18 protein-coding genes and 1 pseudogene are annotated in these 17757 nt (G+C 64.3%); 8 read left to right on the top strand and 11 right to left on the bottom strand.

Annotated elements, in window-relative coordinates; translation table 11 throughout:
- Positions 1-41 precede the first annotated feature (41 nt).
- Entirely contained in the window at positions 42-623 is a 582-nt protein-coding gene (locus FCU66_RS29555; RefSeq protein ID WP_136622044.1) for an NAD(P)H-dependent oxidoreductase, read from the top strand.
- Complete coding sequence (locus FCU66_RS29550) at positions 623-1210, top strand: NAD(P)H-dependent oxidoreductase (RefSeq protein WP_136622045.1); 588 nt, start codon at positions 623-625, stop codon at positions 1208-1210. Before FCU66_RS29555 ends, FCU66_RS29550 begins: the two co-directional genes overlap by 1 nt.
- A 148-nt stretch (positions 1211-1358) precedes the next feature.
- Here FCU66_RS29550 and FCU66_RS29545 read toward each other — a convergent pair whose 3' ends face one another.
- The 5 genes from FCU66_RS29545 to FCU66_RS29525 are packed head-to-tail and all read right to left on the bottom strand — an operon-like array spanning position 1359 to position 8900.
- The gene (locus tag FCU66_RS29545; protein WP_136622046.1) at positions 1359-3812 is read right to left on the bottom strand and encodes a GcvT family protein; all 2454 of its coding nucleotides are present in this window, start codon (positions 3810-3812) and stop codon (positions 1359-1361) included.
- Positions 3809-4990, bottom strand: a complete 1182-nt coding sequence (locus FCU66_RS29540; protein ID WP_136622047.1) for a pyridoxal phosphate-dependent aminotransferase — start codon at positions 4988-4990, stop codon at positions 3809-3811. Before FCU66_RS29540 ends, FCU66_RS29545 begins: the two co-directional genes overlap by 4 nt.
- Positions 4983-5888, bottom strand: coding sequence for a homocysteine S-methyltransferase family protein (locus tag FCU66_RS29535; RefSeq protein WP_136622048.1), 906 nt, complete (start codon positions 5886-5888; stop codon positions 4983-4985). Before FCU66_RS29535 ends, FCU66_RS29540 begins: the two co-directional genes overlap by 8 nt.
- Complete coding sequence (locus tag FCU66_RS29530) at positions 5885-8338, bottom strand: GcvT family protein (protein ID WP_136622049.1); 2454 nt, start codon at positions 8336-8338, stop codon at positions 5885-5887. Before FCU66_RS29530 ends, FCU66_RS29535 begins: the two co-directional genes overlap by 4 nt.
- A gap of 19 nt (positions 8339-8357) precedes the next feature.
- Positions 8358-8900, bottom strand: coding sequence for a helix-turn-helix domain-containing protein (locus FCU66_RS29525; protein WP_168992178.1), 543 nt, complete (start codon positions 8898-8900; stop codon positions 8358-8360).
- A gap of 225 nt (positions 8901-9125) precedes the next feature.
- On the opposite strand from FCU66_RS29525, the gene FCU66_RS29520 reads away from it, so the two are divergent.
- Positions 9126-9830, top strand: a complete 705-nt coding sequence (locus FCU66_RS29520; protein ID WP_168992179.1) for a nitroreductase — start codon at positions 9126-9128, stop codon at positions 9828-9830.
- A 19-nt stretch (positions 9831-9849) separates the two neighbouring features.
- Here the strand turns inward: FCU66_RS29520 and FCU66_RS42210 are convergent, their stop codons facing one another.
- The 3 genes from FCU66_RS42210 to FCU66_RS29510 all read right to left on the bottom strand — a co-directional run bounded on the left by FCU66_RS42210 (position 9850) and on the right by FCU66_RS29510 (position 12350).
- Complete coding sequence (locus FCU66_RS42210) at positions 9850-10482, bottom strand: MFS transporter (RefSeq protein ID WP_246094076.1); 633 nt, start codon at positions 10480-10482, stop codon at positions 9850-9852.
- Complete coding sequence (locus FCU66_RS42205; RefSeq protein WP_246094075.1) at positions 10392-11291, bottom strand: MFS transporter; 900 nt, start codon at positions 11289-11291, stop codon at positions 10392-10394. Before FCU66_RS42205 ends, FCU66_RS42210 begins: the two co-directional genes overlap by 91 nt.
- A gap of 162 nt (positions 11292-11453) precedes the next feature.
- Entirely contained in the window at positions 11454-12350 is an 897-nt protein-coding gene (locus FCU66_RS29510; RefSeq protein ID WP_136622051.1) for a LysR family transcriptional regulator, read from the bottom strand.
- A gap of 93 nt (positions 12351-12443) precedes the next feature.
- On the opposite strand from FCU66_RS29510, the pseudogene opgC reads away from it, so the two are divergent.
- A pseudogene (gene opgC / locus FCU66_RS29505) lies at positions 12444-13174 on the top strand (OpgC domain-containing protein); the annotation flags it as partial.
- A gap of 13 nt (positions 13175-13187) precedes the next feature.
- Here the strand turns inward: opgC and FCU66_RS29500 are convergent.
- Positions 13188-14270 carry a LacI family DNA-binding transcriptional regulator gene (locus FCU66_RS29500; protein ID WP_136622052.1) on the bottom strand — a complete coding sequence of 361 codons (1083 nt, stop codon included), beginning with the start codon at positions 14268-14270 and terminating at the stop codon, positions 13188-13190.
- Between the two features lie 154 nt (positions 14271-14424).
- Here FCU66_RS29500 and FCU66_RS29495 point away from each other — a divergent pair, with 154 nt between their 5' ends.
- Together FCU66_RS29495 and FCU66_RS29490 are read left to right on the top strand one after the other, a co-directional pair.
- A complete protein-coding gene (locus tag FCU66_RS29495) occupies positions 14425-14568 on the top strand; it encodes a hypothetical protein (RefSeq protein ID WP_136622053.1) in 144 nt (47 codons plus the stop codon).
- A 61-nt stretch (positions 14569-14629) separates the two neighbouring features.
- Complete coding sequence (locus FCU66_RS29490) at positions 14630-14779, top strand: hypothetical protein (protein ID WP_136622054.1); 150 nt, start codon at positions 14630-14632, stop codon at positions 14777-14779.
- A 62-nt stretch (positions 14780-14841) separates the two neighbouring features.
- Here FCU66_RS29490 and FCU66_RS29485 read toward each other — a convergent pair whose 3' ends face one another.
- Together FCU66_RS29485 and FCU66_RS29480 are read right to left on the bottom strand one after the other, a co-directional pair.
- Positions 14842-15216, bottom strand: a complete 375-nt coding sequence (locus FCU66_RS29485; RefSeq protein ID WP_136622055.1) for a DUF423 domain-containing protein — start codon at positions 15214-15216, stop codon at positions 14842-14844.
- 40 nt (positions 15217-15256) lie between these two features.
- Positions 15257-16516 (bottom strand): multidrug efflux MFS transporter, encoded by a 1260-nt coding sequence (locus FCU66_RS29480; protein WP_136622056.1) that lies wholly within the window; start codon positions 16514-16516, stop codon positions 15257-15259.
- A 194-nt stretch (positions 16517-16710) separates the two neighbouring features.
- On the opposite strand from FCU66_RS29480, the gene FCU66_RS29475 reads away from it, so the two are divergent.
- Both FCU66_RS29475 and FCU66_RS29470 read left to right on the top strand, forming a co-directional pair.
- Positions 16711-17376, top strand: a complete 666-nt coding sequence (locus FCU66_RS29475; RefSeq protein ID WP_136622057.1) for a GntR family transcriptional regulator — start codon at positions 16711-16713, stop codon at positions 17374-17376.
- Between the two features lie 120 nt (positions 17377-17496).
- Positions 17497-17730 (top strand): DUF982 domain-containing protein, encoded by a 234-nt coding sequence (locus FCU66_RS29470; RefSeq protein ID WP_244506945.1) that lies wholly within the window; start codon positions 17497-17499, stop codon positions 17728-17730.
- The last annotated feature ends 27 nt before the right edge of the window (positions 17731-17757 follow it).

Raw genomic sequence — 17757 nt, 5'->3', positions numbered from 1 at the left:
CAGAGGGGGGTGCCTCGCATTGACCTAAGGGATATTCCCCTGTGAACATCCTTGTCCTCTACGCCCATCCGGTCGAGACCAGCTTCAATGCCGGCCTGCACCGGATGATCGTCGAGCGGTTGACGGCGGCGGGCCATACGGTCGACGATTGCGATCTCCATGCCGAGGATTTCGATCCGCGGCTGACGCGCCAGGAGCGGCTGGACTATCACAATCAGCGTGGCCCCGCCGATGCGGTTGCGCCCTATGTCGAGCGCCTGCTGCGGGCGGATGCGCTGGTGCTCTCCTATCCGGTCTGGAACTATGGCTTTCCGGCGATCCTGAAGGGCTTTTTCGATCGCGTCTTCCTGCCCGGCGTGTCGTTCAAGCTGGTCGACGGCAAGGTGCAGCCGTCGCTGCACAACATTCGCAAGGTCGCGGCGGTGACCACCTATGGCGGCAGCCGCTTCCGCGCCATGCTGATGGGCGATCCGCCGCGCAGGCTGATCAAGCGGATGCTGCGCGCCACCGTAAAACCGGGCGCGCCGGTGACCTACCTCGCGCACTACGCGATGAACCTGTCGACCGACGGCACGCGCAAGGCTTTCATGGCCAAGGTCGCGGCACGCATGGAGGCGTTCTGATGCGCGCGCTGGTGGTCTACTGCCACCCAGTCCCCGACAGCTTCTGTGCGGCAATTCGCGACGCTGCCGTCGAAGTGCTGACGCGAAGAGGCTGGGAGGTGCGGCTGCTCGACCTCTATGCCGAGAAATTCGACCCGGTGATGGGCTGCGACGAGCGGCGCTCCTACAACGACCAGGCGCCGCAGGATCCAGCGCTGAAGCCGCATTTCGAACTGCTCAACTGGGCCGAAGCGATTCTGTTTGTCTATCCGACCTGGTGGTACGGGCTGCCGGCCATGCTGAAGGGCTGGCTCGACCGGGTGTGGGCGACGGACGTCGCCTTCAAGCTGCCGGCCGGCAAGGGTCGGATCAAGTCGCTGATGACGCATGTGACCAAGGTCGGCGTCATCACCACTTGCGGCGCTCCGACCTGGTGGAGCGTCGTCGTCGGCCAGCCGGGGCGCAAGACCCTTTTGCGCGGGATGCGGGCACTGTGCGCGACGCGTTGCCGGACCTTTTTCCTGGCGCACTATCTGATGGATGCTTCGACGCCGACGACGAGGGCTGCGTTTCTGGCGAAGGTGCGGAAGAAGCTGGAGCGGTTTTAAAAGATTAGCGTCCTTCGCCCCGTTTACGGGGAGAAGATGCCGGCAGGCAGATGAGGGGCGGCGCCAGCTTGGTAAAACTTGGCGCCGCCCCTCATCCGGCCCTTCGGGCCACCTTCTCCCCGTGAAACGGGGAGAAGGAAAGATCGCGCTACATCTTCACCCGCTCCGCCTTCGGATCATACATCGGCTTCAGCGACGCTTCCGCCGCGAAACGCTCACCCGCAATCTCGATCTCGTACGACGAGCCCAGTACATCCGCCTCGCTCTCGCCCTGGCACTCGATATAGCCCAGCCCGACGGCGCCACCGAGGTGATGGCCGTAATTGCCTGATGTGATCGGGCCAACGATCTTGCCGTCGCGCAGGATCGCCTCGTTGTGGAAGAGCAGGGGCTGCGGATCCTTCAGCCGGAACTGGACCAGCCTGCGGTTCAGCCCGGCTTCCTTCTTGCGCAGCACGGCATCACGGCCGATGAAGTCGCCCTTGGCCGTCTTCACAGCGAAGCCGAGGCCTGCTTCCAGCACATTGTCCTCATCGGTGATGTCATGGCCGAAATGGCGAAAAGCCTTTTCGATGCGGCAGGAATCCAGCGTGTGCAGGCCGCAGAGTTTCAGGCCGACATCTGCCCCAGCTTCTTCGATCGCCTCGAAGACATGGGCTGCCTGGTCGGTCGAGACATAGAGCTCCCAGCCGAGTTCGCCGACATAGGTGACGCGATGCGCGCGGGCCAGGCCCATGCCGATCTCGATCTCCTGGAACGTGCCGAACGGGTTGGTCTCGTTGGAGAAATCGTTCGGGCTGACCTTCTGGATCAGTTTTCGCGCATCCGGCCCCATCAGGCAGAGCACGCTTTCGGCCGCTGTCACATCGGTGACCACAACGAATTCGTCGGTGATGTGCCTGCGCAGCCAGGCCAAGTCGCGCTGCAGCGTGGCGCCTGGGACGACGAGGAAGAACGCCGTCTCCGACAGGCGCGAGACCGTCAGGTCGCTCTCGATGCCGCCGCGCTGGTTGAGCATCTGGGTGTAGACGATCTTGCCCGGGGCCACGTCCATGTCGTTGGCGCAGAGCTTTTGCAAAAAGGCGCAAGCGTCGCGGCCCTCGACACGGATCTTGCCGAACGAGGTCATGTCGAACAGACCGACGCCGTTCCTGACCGCCAGATGCTCCTCGCGCTGGTTGTCGAACCAGTTCTGGCGCTTCCAGGAATAGCGGTATTCGCGCTCCTGGCCCTCACGGGCGAACCAGTTGGCGCGCTCCCAGCCGGCGACTTCGCCGAACACCGCGCCGCGGGCCTTCAGATGCTCGTGCAGCGGCGAGCGCCTGACATTCCTCGAGGTCGCCATCTGGCGATAGGGGAAATGGTCGGCATAGAGCAGGCCGAGCGTTTCGGAGACGCGCTCCCGGAGGTAGCGGCGGTTCTTCTGGAACGGCTGGGCGCGGCGGATGTCGACTTCCCACAGGTCGAAGGGGGCTTCGCCATCGTTGATCCACTGCGCCAGCGCCATGCCGGCGCCGCCGGAGGAGACGATGCCGATCGAATTGTAGCCGGTCGCCATCCAGTAGCCGGACAGCTCCGGCGCCTCGCCGAGATAGTAGCGGTCGTCGGGCGTAAAACTTTCCGGCCCGTTGAAGAAGGTGTGGATGCCGGCGGTTGCCAGCATCGGCATGCGGTTGACGCCCATTTCGAGGATCGGCTCGAAATGGTCCATATCCTCGGGCAGTTGGTCGAAGCAGAAATCCTCACGGATGCCGTCCATGCCCCATGGCTTTGCCACCGGCTCGAAGGCGCCCAGCATCATCTTGCCGGCGTCTTCCTTGTAGTAGGCGCACTCGTCGGGCACGCGCAGCACCGGCAGACGCGTGAGGCCGGGGATCGGCTCGGTGACGAGGTAAAAATGCTCGCAAGCGTGCAGCGGGATGGTGACGCCGTTCTGCGCGCCCAGTTCGCGCGCCCACATACCGGCGCAGTTGACGACGATGTCGGCCTCGATGGTACCTTGTTCTTCACCTTGCGCCCACGAAACGCCGGTGACGCGGCCGGCCTTGGTGTGGACCTTGGTGACCTTCACGTTCTCGACGATGGTGGCGCCGCGCTGGCGCGCGCCCTTAGCCAGCGCCATGGCGATGTTGGCGGGGTCGCACTGGCCGTCGAGCGGCAAATGCACGGCACCGACGACATCCGACACATTGAGATGCGGATACATCTGCTTGACTTCATTGGGTGAAATCTCGCGCACGTCGACATCGAAGGCGCGGGCCAGAGACGCCTGTCTGTAAATCTCGTGCTTGCGTTCTTCGGTCAGCGCCACGGTGATGGAGCCGACCTGGCGCATGCCGGTGCCGACCTCGGTCTCGGCTTCCAGCTTGACGTAGAGGTCGGCCGAATATTTCGCCAGCCGGGTCATGTTCTGGGAGCCGCGCAACTGGCCGATGAGGCCGGCGGCATGCCATGTCGTGCCTGACGTCAGTTGCTTGCGTTCCAGCAGCACGATGTCGGTCCAGCCGAGTTTGGCCAGGTGATAGGCGACGGAGCAGCCGGAGACGCCGCCGCCGATTATGACGGCCCTTGCCTTGGCGGGGATGGTTTTCTGGGTATTCATGCGGCCTCGCGGCGATAGCTGGAAGCGAAACGGCGCAGCCGGAGCGCTGCTTCTTGCAGCATGGGTTCGGGCTGGCAGAGGCTGATGCGGATATGGCCGGCGGCTGCCTCGCCGAAGCTGGAGCCCGGCATCACGCCGACGTTCTCCTTGTCGAGGAAAGCGAAGGCGAATTTCTCGTCGTCCGGCTCGATGTCGCCGATGTCGAGCATGACATACATGCCGCCCTCGGAGCCGCGCACGGTGACATCGTTCATGCCGCGCACGGCATCGAGGAAGACGGTGCGGCGCGCCGCATAGCGTTCGGCGATGTCCTTCACGCCATAGCGGTTCTCGAGCGCCTCGGCGCAGGCGATCGAGATGAAGGCCGGTAAGCCGTAAGTCGTCACCAGATTGAGATTGGTGAGCAGCGTTATCATCGCTTCAGGACCGGTCAGCCAGCCCATGCGCCAGCCGGTCATGCCGTGGCTCTTGGACATCGAATTGATGACCAGAGTGCGCTCGGCCATGCCGGGCAGCGAGCGCGGCGAGACGTGCTCGCCGCCGCCCAGCGTCCAATAGACTTCGTCCGACAGCAGCCAGAGGTCATGCTCCCGGCATATCTCGGCAAGTTGCTCCAGCCGCTCTCGCGAATAGACCGCACCGGTGGGGTTGTTCGGCGTGTTGATAAGGATAGCGCGCGTGTTGGGCCGAAGCGCCGCGCGGATCATCTCGGCACGCGGCTGGAAGCCGTCCTCGGCCGGTGTCTCGACTACGGTGAAACTGGCGCCGGCGGCGCTGAACGTGTTGGGATAGGTGGCGTAATAGGGCGCCACCACGATGGCGTGGTCTCCCTGGTCGAGCACGGCCTGCACGGCGGCGTACAATGCGGCCTGGCCGCCCGGCGTGGCGATGACTTGATCCGACGTCGTCTCGACGCCGGTGCAGGCGCTCGAGGCTGCCGCCATGGCCTTGCGCAGGCGCGGCAGGCCGGAAAGCGGCGTGTAGTGGTGGTTGCTACCGCGAACCGCGGTCACGCACGCTTCGATCGTTTGTGAAGGTGTGTCGAAGTCGTGATCGCCTACCGACAGCATGATGATGTCTTCGCCGGCCGCCTTGCGGGCCCAGGCGGCCGAATGGACTTCCCAGCCATCCTTGCCCGAAGGCACGATGCCGGAAATGCGCGACGATGGTCTAGGCATGTATTTCTCCCGAAATTTCGTAGCCGGCCTGTTCGAGCCGGTCGCGCAGGGCGGCGATATGCGGCGGTCCGACTTCGCAGCAGCCGCCGACAATGTCGGCGCCGGCCTCGACCCAGCCGATCGCCTGGTCGGCGTAGGCGTCCGGACCGAGATCATGGCGGGCATGCAGCACATCGACGGTGCCGCCATGCTTGAGCGCTTCGGTGGAGGTGAAGCCATTGGCATAGGCGCCCACAGGGCCGCCGAGATCGATCAGTTCAGGCAGTGCCGCGGCGATCGCTTCGGGCCGGCAGCAGTTGAGCAGCCGCGCCGCGACGGCCAAGCCGTCGAGCGCGCCTGCCGCGCTGGCTATTGCCTCGCCGCTGCGCAGCCGCGGCTTGCCGTGGTCGGCCAGCGTCCACGACACCCATACCGGCTTGCCGCTTTCCGATGCGGCAGTGACCGCGGCGCGTGCCTCCTCGGTGGACGCCATGGTTTCGCACAGGAACAGGTCGACGCCATCCGCCTGCTCGGCAACGATGCGGCGGTAGATGTCGAGCGTATCCTGATATGAAATGGTCAGCGCCGGTGCGTAGCTGCCGAACAGCGGCGACAGGCAGCCGGCGATGGTTGCCTCGCCGGCCTGCTCGCAAGCTTGCCTGGCCAATTCGATGCCGCGCTTCTGCAACGGCTTGAAGAGGTCTTCCGCGCCCTCGCGCGCCAGGCGTTCGGGTGTTGCCGAATAGGTGTTGATCGTAATGACACGAGCGCCAGCGCGGATGAATTCCGCGTGCAGGTCGCGCACCAGATCTGGCTCGTCGATCAGCACCCTGGCCGACCATAGAGGCGTCGGCTCGGACTTGCTGCGGCGGACCAGTTCCTGGCCCATGCCGCCATCGGTGAGGATCACCTTCTTCATGTGCGCAGCCTCTCGTTCTTCGGATCCCAAAGCGGCTCATCTTTCTGCACGATCGCCTGAAACCGCTCGCCGAAGATCTCGACCTCGATGGCGGTGCCGGGTTCCGCGAGGTCGGCGCGCAGCATGCCGAGCGCGATCGATTTGTCGATGCGATGGCCCCAGCCGCCTGACGTCGTCTCGCCGACGATCTTGCCGTCATGCCACAGCGTTGACATATAGGGCGCATCGCAATCGCCGGGGTTCTCGACGACCAGCGTGACGAAGCGCTTCTTCACACCTTGCTGTTTTTCGTTCAGCAACGCCGCCTTGCCGCGGAAGTCGGGCTTATCCCATTTGACGAAGCGTTCGAGCCCGCCTTGCAGGATCGAGTAGTCGGTCGACAGATCGCCCTTCCAGGTACGGTAGCCTTTTTCGAGCCTGAGCGAATCCAGCGCATACATGCCGAACGGCTTCAGTCCGTGCTGCTGTCCTGCCGCGCAGATGGCATCGAAGATGGCGGCGGTGTCGTCGACCCTGGTGTGGATTTCCCAGCCGAGTTCGCCGGCGAAGGACACGCGCACAAGCTTCGCCCAGCGACCGGCGATCTTCGTCTCCTGATGCGTCAGCCATGGCAGAGTGAGGTCGGCTTCGCAGACATCGGCGAGGATTTTCCGCGAGTTCGGGCCGGCCAGGATCTGGGTCGAGAATTCCTCGGTCCGGTCGATCAGCCTGAACGGCGCGTCCTTGGGCATGCGCGATTTCAGCCATTCGAAATCATGCCATTGCGCGACCGCCGCCGTGATCAGCGTCATCACATTCTCGTCGTGGCGCACGACGGACATTTCGGTGACGATGCGGCCCTTGTCGTCGGCGAAATAGACGAGGCCGATGCGGCCGGGTTTCGGCACCAGCCCGGTGACCTGCAGGCTCAGCCATTCGGCGGCGCCCGGACCCTCGAGGTTGAAGCGCGAGAAACCCGGCAGGTCGAGGATGCCGGCGGCGTCGCGCACGGCGAGGCATTCTTCGCGCACGCGATGCTGCCATGGCCCGTCGCGGCGGAAGGTCAGTGTGGCTTCCTCGGAGATGTCGTCACCGTCCTGCGCGTACCAGGTGGCGCGCTCCCAGCCATTATAGGCATCGAAGCGGCCGCCGAGCGCCTTGATGCGATCATGGATCGGCGACAGCTTGCGGTCGCGGCCTTCCGGCCAGGCATGGCGCGGAAACTGGATGGCGTATTCGTTGCCGTAGATCTCGATGCCCTTGGCGACACAATAGTCCGGCGCCGAAGCAAAGGAAGTGAAGCGGCGCGGGTCGCAGGACCACATGTCCCATTCGGTCTGGCCCTCGGTCACCCATTCGGCCAGCACCTTGCCGGCGCCGCCGCCCTGGGCGATGCCGAAGGTGAAGACGCAGGCCTCGAAGGCATTGGGAACGCCGGGCATCGGGCCGATCAGCGGATTGCCGTCCGGCGCGTAGGGGATCGGCCCGTTGATGACCTTGGACAGACCGGCCGTGCCAAGGATCGGCACGCGGGCGACGGCATCGGCCAGATAATGTTCCAGCCGGTCGAGATCGTCGGGGAACAGCTGGAAGGAAAAATCGTCCGGCATCGGGTCGTTGTGGGTGGCCCAATGCGCGCGGCAATTGCGCTCATAGGGGCCGAGATTCATGCCGTTCTTTTCCTGGCGCAGATAGTAGGAGGTGTCGACGTCGCGCAGCAGCGGCAGTTTTTGGCCCTGTTCCTTGGACCATGCCGCCAGTTCGGGGATCTCCTCGAACAGGATGTACTGATGGCTCATCACCATCATCGGCACGTCACGGCCGAACATCCGGCCCACTTCGGCGGCGCGGTAACCGGCGGCATTGACGACGATCTCGCACCGGATCTCGCCCTGGGCCGTCTCGACCACCCATTCGTCGTTCTCGCGGCGCACGCCAGTGACCGGACAGAAGCGGATGATTTTCGCGCCCATGTCACGGGCACCCTTGGCCAGCGCCTGGGTGAGCTGCGCCGGATCGATGTCGCCGTCGCTCGGGTCGTAGAGCGCGCCCTTCAAATCATGCGTCTCGATGAAGGGATAGCGGCGCTTGATCTCGTCGACGCCGACAATGTCGATGTCCATGCCCTGGTAGCGGCCCATGCCCTTGGCGCGCTGAAATTCCTGCATGCGCTCGACCGAGTGGGCAAGGCGCAGCGAGCCGGTGACGTGATAGTTCATGGGATAGTCGACCGCGTCGGCCAGCCCGCGATAAAGCTCGGTCGAATAGCGCTGCATGTTCATCAGCGACCAGGACGAGGAGAAGGTCGGCACATTGCCGGCGGCATGCCAGGTCGAGCCGGAGGTCAGCTCGTTCTTTTCGAGCAGCACGCAGTCGGTCCAGCCCGCCCTGGCGAGATGATAGAGCGAGGAGGTGCCGACGGCGCCGCCTCCGATGATCACCACGCGCGCCGTGCTCGGCAAACCCGCCATGTTCTTCTCCCACATTGACTTAGTAGACTGGCGGCGAAACCACCCAGATGACAATTGCCGGCTCGGTCCCCGGATTGCGCCAGCGGTAAGGCTTGCCTTCGAAGCGAAAGGAGTCGCCTTCGCCAAGCCGATGCCAGACGCCTGCTATCTCTATGTCGAACAGTCCGGACGCGACATATCCGGCTTCCTCGGTCGGCCGCTGCGCCTCGGCCTTCAGCTCGGCGCCCGGCGCGAAGACCGAACGCACCATCTCGAAGCTACCGCCGAGATCGGGCGACAGAAGCTCCTCCACCAGGCCGGATTCGCTTGTGCCAAGCGTGCGGCGCCTGCCGGCGCGCACAACCACGCCGCGCTCGCTTTCGACAGGCACGTCATGGCTGAAGAACAGGCTGATCGGCACGCCGAACAGTTCGGCGAAGGCCCTGAGATCGCTGAGCGACGGCGTCGACAGGCCACGCTCGACCTGGCTGACCCAGCCGACCGAACGGCCAAGCTTCAAGCCGATCTCGGCGAGCGTCAGCCCTCGCGCCCTGCGCAAGGCCCTGATATCGCCGGCCAGCACGCGTTCGTCAGTTCCCTGTAATGTTCTTGCTGTAGGCGAAGGCAAAACGTTCACTTCATGAAAAAATCCGGTCAAATTTCATGAGAAGTCAAGCTCGTGAAAAAATCAAGTGGATTTTCACGGATGCACAAGATTTGCTTGCGCGATTTTGGTGGTTCATGCAAAGGCTCGGGCACGAACGGCGAGTGGGGACGTCCGGTCGAGACGAGGGTTAAGGGACGGCCCATGCTGAAGAACAACACCCGAATTGCGGGCGATGCCGAGATTGTCGACGAGGCAATCCTGTCGCGCCGTTCGGTGCGCGCATTTCTGCCCGACATGGTCGACGACGACACCATCCGCGCCATTCTGGCGGTTGCGGCGCGCGCTCCGTCCGGCACCAACATGCAGCCATGGAAGGTCTACGTCACCAAGGGCGAGACCAAGCAGCGGATCACCGACGCCATTCTCAATTCCGGCATTCGCGCCGAAAAAGCCGATTGGGACGAGTACCGCTACTATCCCACGCAGTTCTTCGAGCCGTATCTGACCCGCCGCCGCGCCAACGGTTTCGGCCTCTATGGCGCGCTTGGCATCGGCCGCCGCGAGGTCGACAAGATGCGCGCCCAACACGACCGCAACTTCGTCTTCTTCGACGCACCGGTCGGCATGATCTTCACCATCGACCGCCGCCTCAACCAGGGCTCATGGATCGATTACGGCATGTTCCTGCAGAACATCATGGTCGCGGCGCGGGGCAGGGGTCTGCACACCTGCCCGCAGGCGGCCTTCGCGCCCTATCACCGGCAGATCCGGCCGGTGCTCGACATTCCGGACGAAGAGATCGTCGTCTGCGGTATGGCGCTTGGCCATGAAGACACCTCAAAACCTGAAAACACCTTCCGCACCGACCGCGTGCCGCTGGAAGAGTGGGTGACGTTCAGCGAATGAAGCAGCCTGCCGGCAGCTTCTATTCGGTATTCATCTGGGCGCCGTGGCCGCTGACATGGGCGCCGTCCTGCGGCGTCAGCTTGAGGTAGGCAAGCAGCGCGCAGAGCGTGATGACACCCTCGATCACGAACAGGATGCGGAAGTCGTCAGCGACGGCTGGACCACCTCCGGCCAGAAACGATAGCGCCGCGGCGGCCAGGCCGACGCTGATCGCGACCGCCAGCTGCCACAGAATGTAATAGAGCGCGCTGAAGCGGGCGAGCTGCTCGGGCGCGATGTCGGAATAGGCGAGATTGCCGGTCGAGGCCCATTGTGCGGAACGGAAGACGCCGAAGATGAAGATGTAGGCAAGAACGATCCAGACCGGCGTGGTCGCCTGCATCAGGGCGAAGCCGGCGACCATGGCGGCGACGATCGGCGTGTTGAACACCAGCACGCGGCGGAAGCCGAAGCGGTTGAGGACGCGCGGCATGAAGAACCGCATCGCCACCGAGCCGACCGCGGCGACGAAGGTCAGCGATCCCGCCTGCACCGCGCTCATGCCGAAGCCGAGCTGGAACATCAGCGGCAGCAGGAAGACGATGGAGCTGAGGCCGATCGTGTCCAGCCCGCCACCGGTGAGGAACGAGATGCGGAAGGTGCGGATGCGCAACAGCTTGAGATCGAGCAGCGGATTGCGCACGCGCAGGCAGTAGAACGAGGCGACTGTAGGATGACGAGCGCCAGCGCCAGTTCACCGGCAATGATGCCGCCGGCGGCATCCTTCGCGGCAAGCGAATCCATGCCGAAGACCAGCAGCACCATGCCGCTGCCGACCAGCAGGAAGCCCGGAAAATCGAACGGCGTGCGCACGGGCTTGGTCATCGTCGGAAACAGCGAGGCGGCAAGAATTGCTGCCGCCAGCGCGAACGGCACGTTGATGAAGAAGATCCAGCGCCAGGAGATGTAAGTGGTCAGCGCGCCGCCGACGAGCGGGCCGACCAGCGGTCCGGACTGGCCGGCGAGCGAGATATACATGTTGATCTTGAGCGTGCGGCTGCGCGGAAAGGTCGACAGGATGACGACCTGGCCGAGCGTGCCCATCAAGGCGCCGCCGAAGCCTTGCAGCGCACGGGCGCCAACCAGCATCCAGATGTCGTTCGACAGTCCGCACAGGGCCGACGAGGCGGCGAACATCAGCAAGGCAAAGCAGTAGACATTGCGCAGGCCGAAACGGTCGGCGGCCCAGCCGCCAAGCGGCATCGAGATGATCAGGCTGGCGACATAGACGGTGATGAGCAGGCCGAGCTGGCTGGGCGGACGGCCGAGGCTTTCGCTGATGCCGGGTAGCGCCGTGACCACGACATTCTGGTCGAGGCTGGTCATGAAGACACCGCAGGCGACCGTCAGCGGCAGCAGGAGCAAGGCTCTGGCCGGCACATCGGCGCGATCCGTGGCGCCGGCGGATAGTTCAGCGGTCATGGAGATGTTCGAACCAAACGAATGTGCCGACTGTGAGACGGATTTTCATCCCTTGGGCCGGTTGGGCGGCCACGTTTTCCCACCATGGGCGCCTGCGGCGCGATTCTCTAGCGGCAGAACCGGCTGGCGTTGATGCCAGAACACATTCCGAACTGCCGCCGTTCAACCGCCAAGCAGGTGCTGAAGCTGCGACCGCAGCCATTGGTGCGCCGGGTCGCCGTCCCGTCGCTTGTGCCAGATCTGCGTGAACTCAAAGGCCGGAATTTCGAAGGGTGGGGCGAACACGCAAAGACCCTTGTCCGGCGCCGGCAGTATCCGGCTGGCGACGGTAAGCACCAGGTCGGTGCCGGCGATCAGGCGCGGCGCCACGCCCCAATGCGGGATGACGAGGCAGAGCCGCCGCTTGTGGCCCAGTTCGGCCAAGGCCTTGTCGACTTCGCCCTGACGCTCGGGCCGCAAATCGACCAGTGCATGCGGCCGGCTCAGATAGGTCGCCAGATCCATCGCCTTCCTGCCGCCAAGGCTTGCGCCATCGGCAAGACAGGCAAAGCGCTCGTCGAACAGCCGGTGCGAGCGCACGGATCGATCGAGGCCGGGAAAGACACCGAAGGCAAGATCGATCTCGCCGTCGACGATTTGCGAAACCATCACCTCGCGGCTCGCCTGGCTGACCACGAGGTCGACATGCGGCGCCCGCGCCCGCATCAGCGGCAGCAAGGCCGACAGGACGACCGCGGCGCCATAGTCAGACATGGCGAGCCGAAACGTTCGGCGCTCCGTCGCCGGGTCGAAGCCGGCCGGTGCCAGAAGGTGCCGCATGCGGTCGAGCGCTTCGGTCAGTGCCGGGGCGATTTCCATGGCGCGTGCCGTCGGCTCGAGGCCACCCTGCCGCCTGACCAGCAGCGGGTCATCGAGAAGGTGGCGCAACCGGGCGAGCGCATGGCTGACGGCTGGCTGGCTCTTGTTCAAGCGTATTGCCGCCCGCGAGACGTGGCGTTCGGTAAGCAAGGCCTCCAACACGACAAGGAGGTTGAGATCGATACCAGCGAGATTATTCATCTCATGCATATTATGTGTGAGATGATCGAATTTCCATATGTAAAGGTGATGATCTATCTCGGCATGATCGATATGGAGACAATCGCATGCCCAGTGCTGCTCTTGCTGGCGCCGGTCTTCCTGCTCTTCGTCAGCTATCGGCCGGCCCTGGCACTGGTCGCGTCCGGCGTACTGTGGCTGGTCGCGGGGATCTACCAGATTGCTCCGCCCAACTATCCCGAGCCCGGCTTCTGGTTTCTCAACCCGCTGTCGTGGCAGTTCCTTTTCAACATCGGCCTGGCAGGCACGCTGCATGTGCGTCGCGGCGGCACCATCCCGGTCAATCGCTGGCTGGTTGGCGCGGCCTTGGCCTACACCGCGACCGCGCTGGTCTGGGTGCACAGCCGCTCTGGGGGCAGATATCCTGGTTGGGCCTGCCTGCGGTGCTGACCGGCTTCGACAAGACATTCCTGTCACTGCCGAGGCTGCTGCATATCCTGGCGGTGAGCTACCTGATCGTGGCATTCCCCGCCATCTCGAACCTGTTCCGCACCGGGCGCGATCATCCGCTTGCCATATTGGGCAAACGATCGCTGCCGGTTTTCATTGCCGGCACGGTGCTCGCAATGGCGGCGCAAGTGCTGAAGCTGATCAATCCGGGCGGATTTGCCTATGACAGCCTGTTGATATCGGCCGGCATCGTCATGCAGTTCGCGGTCGCCTACTATCTCGAATGGCTTTCGGGCCTCGGCTGGTCCGGGAAAAGCAGGCCGGCTCACAATCCGGCACCGCCCGTCCATGCGTCCTTCGGCATGTCGTCGATGGCGACAAGAATGGGGCGTTGAGGCGTCAGGCGTTTCAGGCGGGCGAGGGGCCGGATGAGGCCCGCACCAAGAGCTCTACCGGCAGCAATTGCCGGCTGGTGGGCGAGCCGTCATTTTCAAGGATCGCCTTGACGGCAAGGCGGCCCATCTCGGCGATCGGCTGGACGATTGTGGTCAGCGGCGGCTTGGAAACCGCTCCTTCCGGGACACCGTCGAAGCCGACGATCGAAACGTCGCCCGGCACCGTGATGTCGCGCTGCCGCAGCCAGTCCAGTGCGTGCAAGGCAATCCTGTCCGACATGGCCAGGATGGCGGTCGGTGTCTCGGCACCGGCGAAAATATGATCGAGGCCGGCCCAGACGCTCTCCTCGTCATTGACCGTTTCGTAGATCGGCACATGCGAGACGTCGATGTCGACGCGGGAGAGTTCGGCGAAGTAGCCACGCAGGCGGTCGCGCGTCCCGGAATAGAGGGCCTTCTCCATTTGCTCCCTTGTGGTGGGGCCGAAGCCGGCGTCCGCGCAGGGCAGGGCGAGCACGGCAAAGCGACGATGCCCAAGTTCAGTCAGATGTCGGGCCGCCAGGCCGGCCCCGGCGATGTTGTCGACACCGATGGCGGCGACCGCCTCGTCGTCGTCTGAATCGAGATCGAGCGCCACAAAGGGCAGCTTGCGGTCACGCGCCAGTTCGACCAGCTTGGAACCGCCATCGACGCAGAAGACGATGAAGCCATCGACAAGCGCGCTCTGGATGTTCCAGGCGAGCTGCTCCTTGTTGGCGGCGGAGACCAGCGAGATCCCCGCACCGGTCGCGTCGCAAGCCTGCGAGATGCTGGCCATCATCACCCGGGCGAAAGGGTCGTCGAAGAAGTAGGACAGCGGCTCCGCGGTCGCGACACCGATGGCATTGACCTTGCCGGCGCGCAGCAGCCGGCCCTTGGGGTCAGGCCCGCCATATCCCATGGCCTCGGCTGCCGCCTTGACCCGTTCACGGACCTCCTCGCGCACGATCTCCGGGCGGGCGAACACGTTGGACGCGGTGCCATGCGAGACGCCGGCCGCTTTGGCAATGTCTGCCAGCCGGATCGGCCTGGTCTTTCCAGAGGTCAGTGGCGCCATTTTCGTCTCCTGAATTCATCCCCTCTAACACTTTCGTTGGATCGGTTCAAATTTTGGCTTGATCAAGGGGTCGGCGCGGTGTATGTTTGAATCGATCCAATCCGTATCTGACCTTTTGATTGGATCGATTCAACCTTGGAAAGGGAGATGTGTTATGCACCCCGTCAATTTTCTGTTCGAAGACATCTATCGCAACGACTGGAGCATCTCGTCGAACACCACGACGCAGAGGCGCCGCGGCAAAGCCAGTCCATGGGTCCGCGATCTGCGATTCCTTGTGGAGCGCAAGCGGATCTGATCGGGGTTGTCTTTGACATCCGCCGATTGGATCGATTCAAGCGCTGAAAGGAGTGCCCATCATGCATCCCGTGAGCTATCTGTTCGAAGACATCTACCGCAACTACTGGGGCATCGCGCCGGCTTCCGAACGGCCGGAAGGGCGTCGGTTGGCGAGGCTGCGGCGACGCAATCGCGAATCGCTTGTCCAGCCCGAGCGCCGGCAGGACTGACTTGCTCCGCAAGCGACGTTTGATGGGCGCAGGCTTGGTATCGGGCAGGGCGCCCGGAGGCTTCAGGAACGTGGCCGCACCAGCGCCGAGGCAGCGATCGCCAGCCAGCCGGCGATGAGCAGCGTGCCGCCGATCGGCGCCGACAGCGGGAACAGCCGCGAACTGATAAAATCGCGGGCCAGCAGATCGCCGCAGAACAACAGAAGCCCAACCAACAGGATCAGGCTGCCGATGTGCAGGATCCGGTTCGCGCCAAGCAATCCGGCGGCGAGGAAGACCGGTGCGTGCATGATCAGGAAGGATGCGGCAGTGCCGACGAAGGCGCCGCCCAGATGCGCCGCCGCGGCCGACAGCGCCACGCCGGCGGCGCCGCAGAGGCCCCCGGCCAGGACGAGGATGCGGCCGATGTTGCCGGAAAATTGCTCGGCCGTGCTCATGTCCGTGGCTCCGTGATATCAGAGGGATACGCCCAACCCGTCAGGGCTTGCTGGCGTTGGCGAGCATGTCCTGCGCGCGGCGTGACTGCGCCAGCCAGTTATACACCGCGCCCCCGGCCATCAAGACGGATGTGCCCAGAAACACAGAACGCATGCCGAAATGACCACCGGCAAAGCCGCCGAGCAAGGGGCCGGCGACCTGCCCGACATACTGGGCGGAGATCGACAGCCCGAGCACGTTGCCCCCGACCCCATCGGGAACATTGTGGCGGATGACGCTGGTGATGCAGGGCAAGAGACCGCCCAGCGCCAGGCCCATCAGGAAGCGCAGGCCAATGAGCTGCCAGCTCTGCGTGACGAAGGCCTGCGGGATCAGCAGCAGCGCCGAGACAGCAAGCGCGCCGATGATGACGTTCCAGTGGCCGACGCGGTCGGCGAGCTTGCCGAGACGCGAAGCCGACAGGATGGCGCCAAGGGCCGCCGCCGACATGACCACGCCTGATATCAGCGTGACGCGGCTCTGGTCTTCGATAAGCTGCTGCACATAGACGGTGATGATCGGCTCGATCGACATGGTGGCGAAACTCAACAGCATGCCGGTCGCCAGCATGGCGATAACAGGCCGTTTGTCGGGGATTTGTGCCCAGCCGCCTTTCGGCTTCTGCTTCGACGCGGCATCTGCTGTTTTCGGCCGGGGATTCTCCTTGATGAGAAACGTGGTCGCCAGGAACGCCAGGAAGATGACGCCGCCGGACAAGAGGAAGGTGGCGCGGATGCCGATCAGCGGCGGCAAGATACCGCCAACCAGTGGGCCGACCAATGCCCCAGCCGTGATGCCGGCCGACAGCAGGCCGAGCGCCCAGCCGGAACGTTCCTTCGGCGTCTGCATGGCGACGAGGATGGTCGATCCCGACGAATAGCCGCCGGCAAAACCGATCAGCAGCCGCAGCAGCACCAGCTGCCAGACGGTCTGCACCATGCCGGTCAGCGACATGCATATGGCCATGCCGAAGCTGGCGCGAACCAGCATGACCTTGCGGCCATAGCGGTCGCCGAGACGTCCCCAGAGCGGCGCCACCAGCGCCGCCGCGAAGAAGGTCGCGCCATAGGCGATCCCCGACCATTGCACGATCGCCGCGTGGCCCTCGGCACCGAGCTGCTCGATATAGAGCGGCAGGAACGGCAAAAGCAGCGTCATGGCGACAAGCGTCGAGAACGAACCGGCAAAGCACACGAACAGATTGCGCCGCCAGTGGATGTTGTAGGTGCTGTCGGTCGCCGGGGGCGTGTTCTGCGGCATGTCATATGTCCTGTCCGAGCAATTCTATCGATGCTTGCTGCGGATACCAATTTGGGATACCAAGATGGCGCCCGTCATGGACGCAAGCCTGGCCGCTGTCAATGCGACCTGTCAAACGTGAACGGGAACCGCGGCCGGCAAGCCGATCGCCGGCAAACGGCCCGAACCAGCAACGGCCAGAAATGGAAACGACCATGTCGCAGATGCAGAGCGTCGAAAAACAGCTTCGGCAGATGATCCTGGGCCTCGAGATCGGTCCCGGCGAGAAGCTGACGGAGCGCTGGATCGAAAGCCGCTTCGGTGCGTCGCGAACCCCGGTCAGGGCAGCCCTGCTGCGGCTCGAGACCGAGGGCCTGGTCGGCAGGGACGGACGTGGCTGGACGGTGTCGCCCATCAATCTGGCCGAACTCGAGCAGATTGCCGTCTACAGAGAGGCGGTCGAGGTTGCGGCACTTCGCCTGACATGCGGCTTGGCGGACCGGAGCGCCGTCGATGTCATCGAGGCGATGCTCGAGTCCTGCGACAACGACACGCCGCGCGAGGAATGGCATCGTGTCGGCATGGATTTTCACATCGAACTGGCGCGTCTGTCGGGCAACGAATTCCTGTTCCGGGCGGTCCGCGATGCCATGACGCGCCTGTCGCGGGCGCGCTGGCTGGAGGTTCGCGACGAAGCGGCCCTTGCTCGCGCCTGGGCCGAACATCGCGCCATTCTGGCGGCGGCACGCCTTGGCGATGCCGATGAAGCCGCACGCCTGCTTTCAGGCCACATCGTCGGCAGCCGCGACCGGCTGGTGACGTCGCTCGCCAACGATCGGCGCGGTCTTCGCGCCAGAGGCTTTGCCGTCGTCGCCGCCTAAGGCCCGTAGGGACGGGGCGCGCAAAAGGCGGCGTCCGGACCTGCGCGCACTTTCGGCCTCGCTTCGCAGCCGCCGATGGCGTAAGGAGCGGCGATGGAAAACAACCGATTTGAAACACCTGTGACTGTGAAGTCAGTCGCGGCGGGAAGCACTCAGCTCTTGCGTACGGCACGTGAGGCTTCCGACTACCTCCTCAACAGCTGGCCCGGCAAGCGCAGCCCCAAGCATCGCGCGGCGCTGCAGGCCTGCCATGACGCGCTGGCCGGCGACAAGCCGGCGATGAACGCCAGGCGCGCCTTCATTGCGGCAGCGCGCGAAGTGGACGTCTTTGTCAGCGACAAGGCGCCGGCCTGACACAAGCCGGCCATCTGGATTGAGGCA

It is taken from the genome of Mesorhizobium norvegicum (assembly GCF_004919685.1).
Classification (GTDB): domain Bacteria; phylum Pseudomonadota; class Alphaproteobacteria; order Rhizobiales; family Rhizobiaceae; genus Mesorhizobium; species Mesorhizobium norvegicum.
The sequence above is the reverse complement of the archived record's forward strand: the minus strand, read 5'-3'. Positions and strand labels throughout refer to the sequence as shown.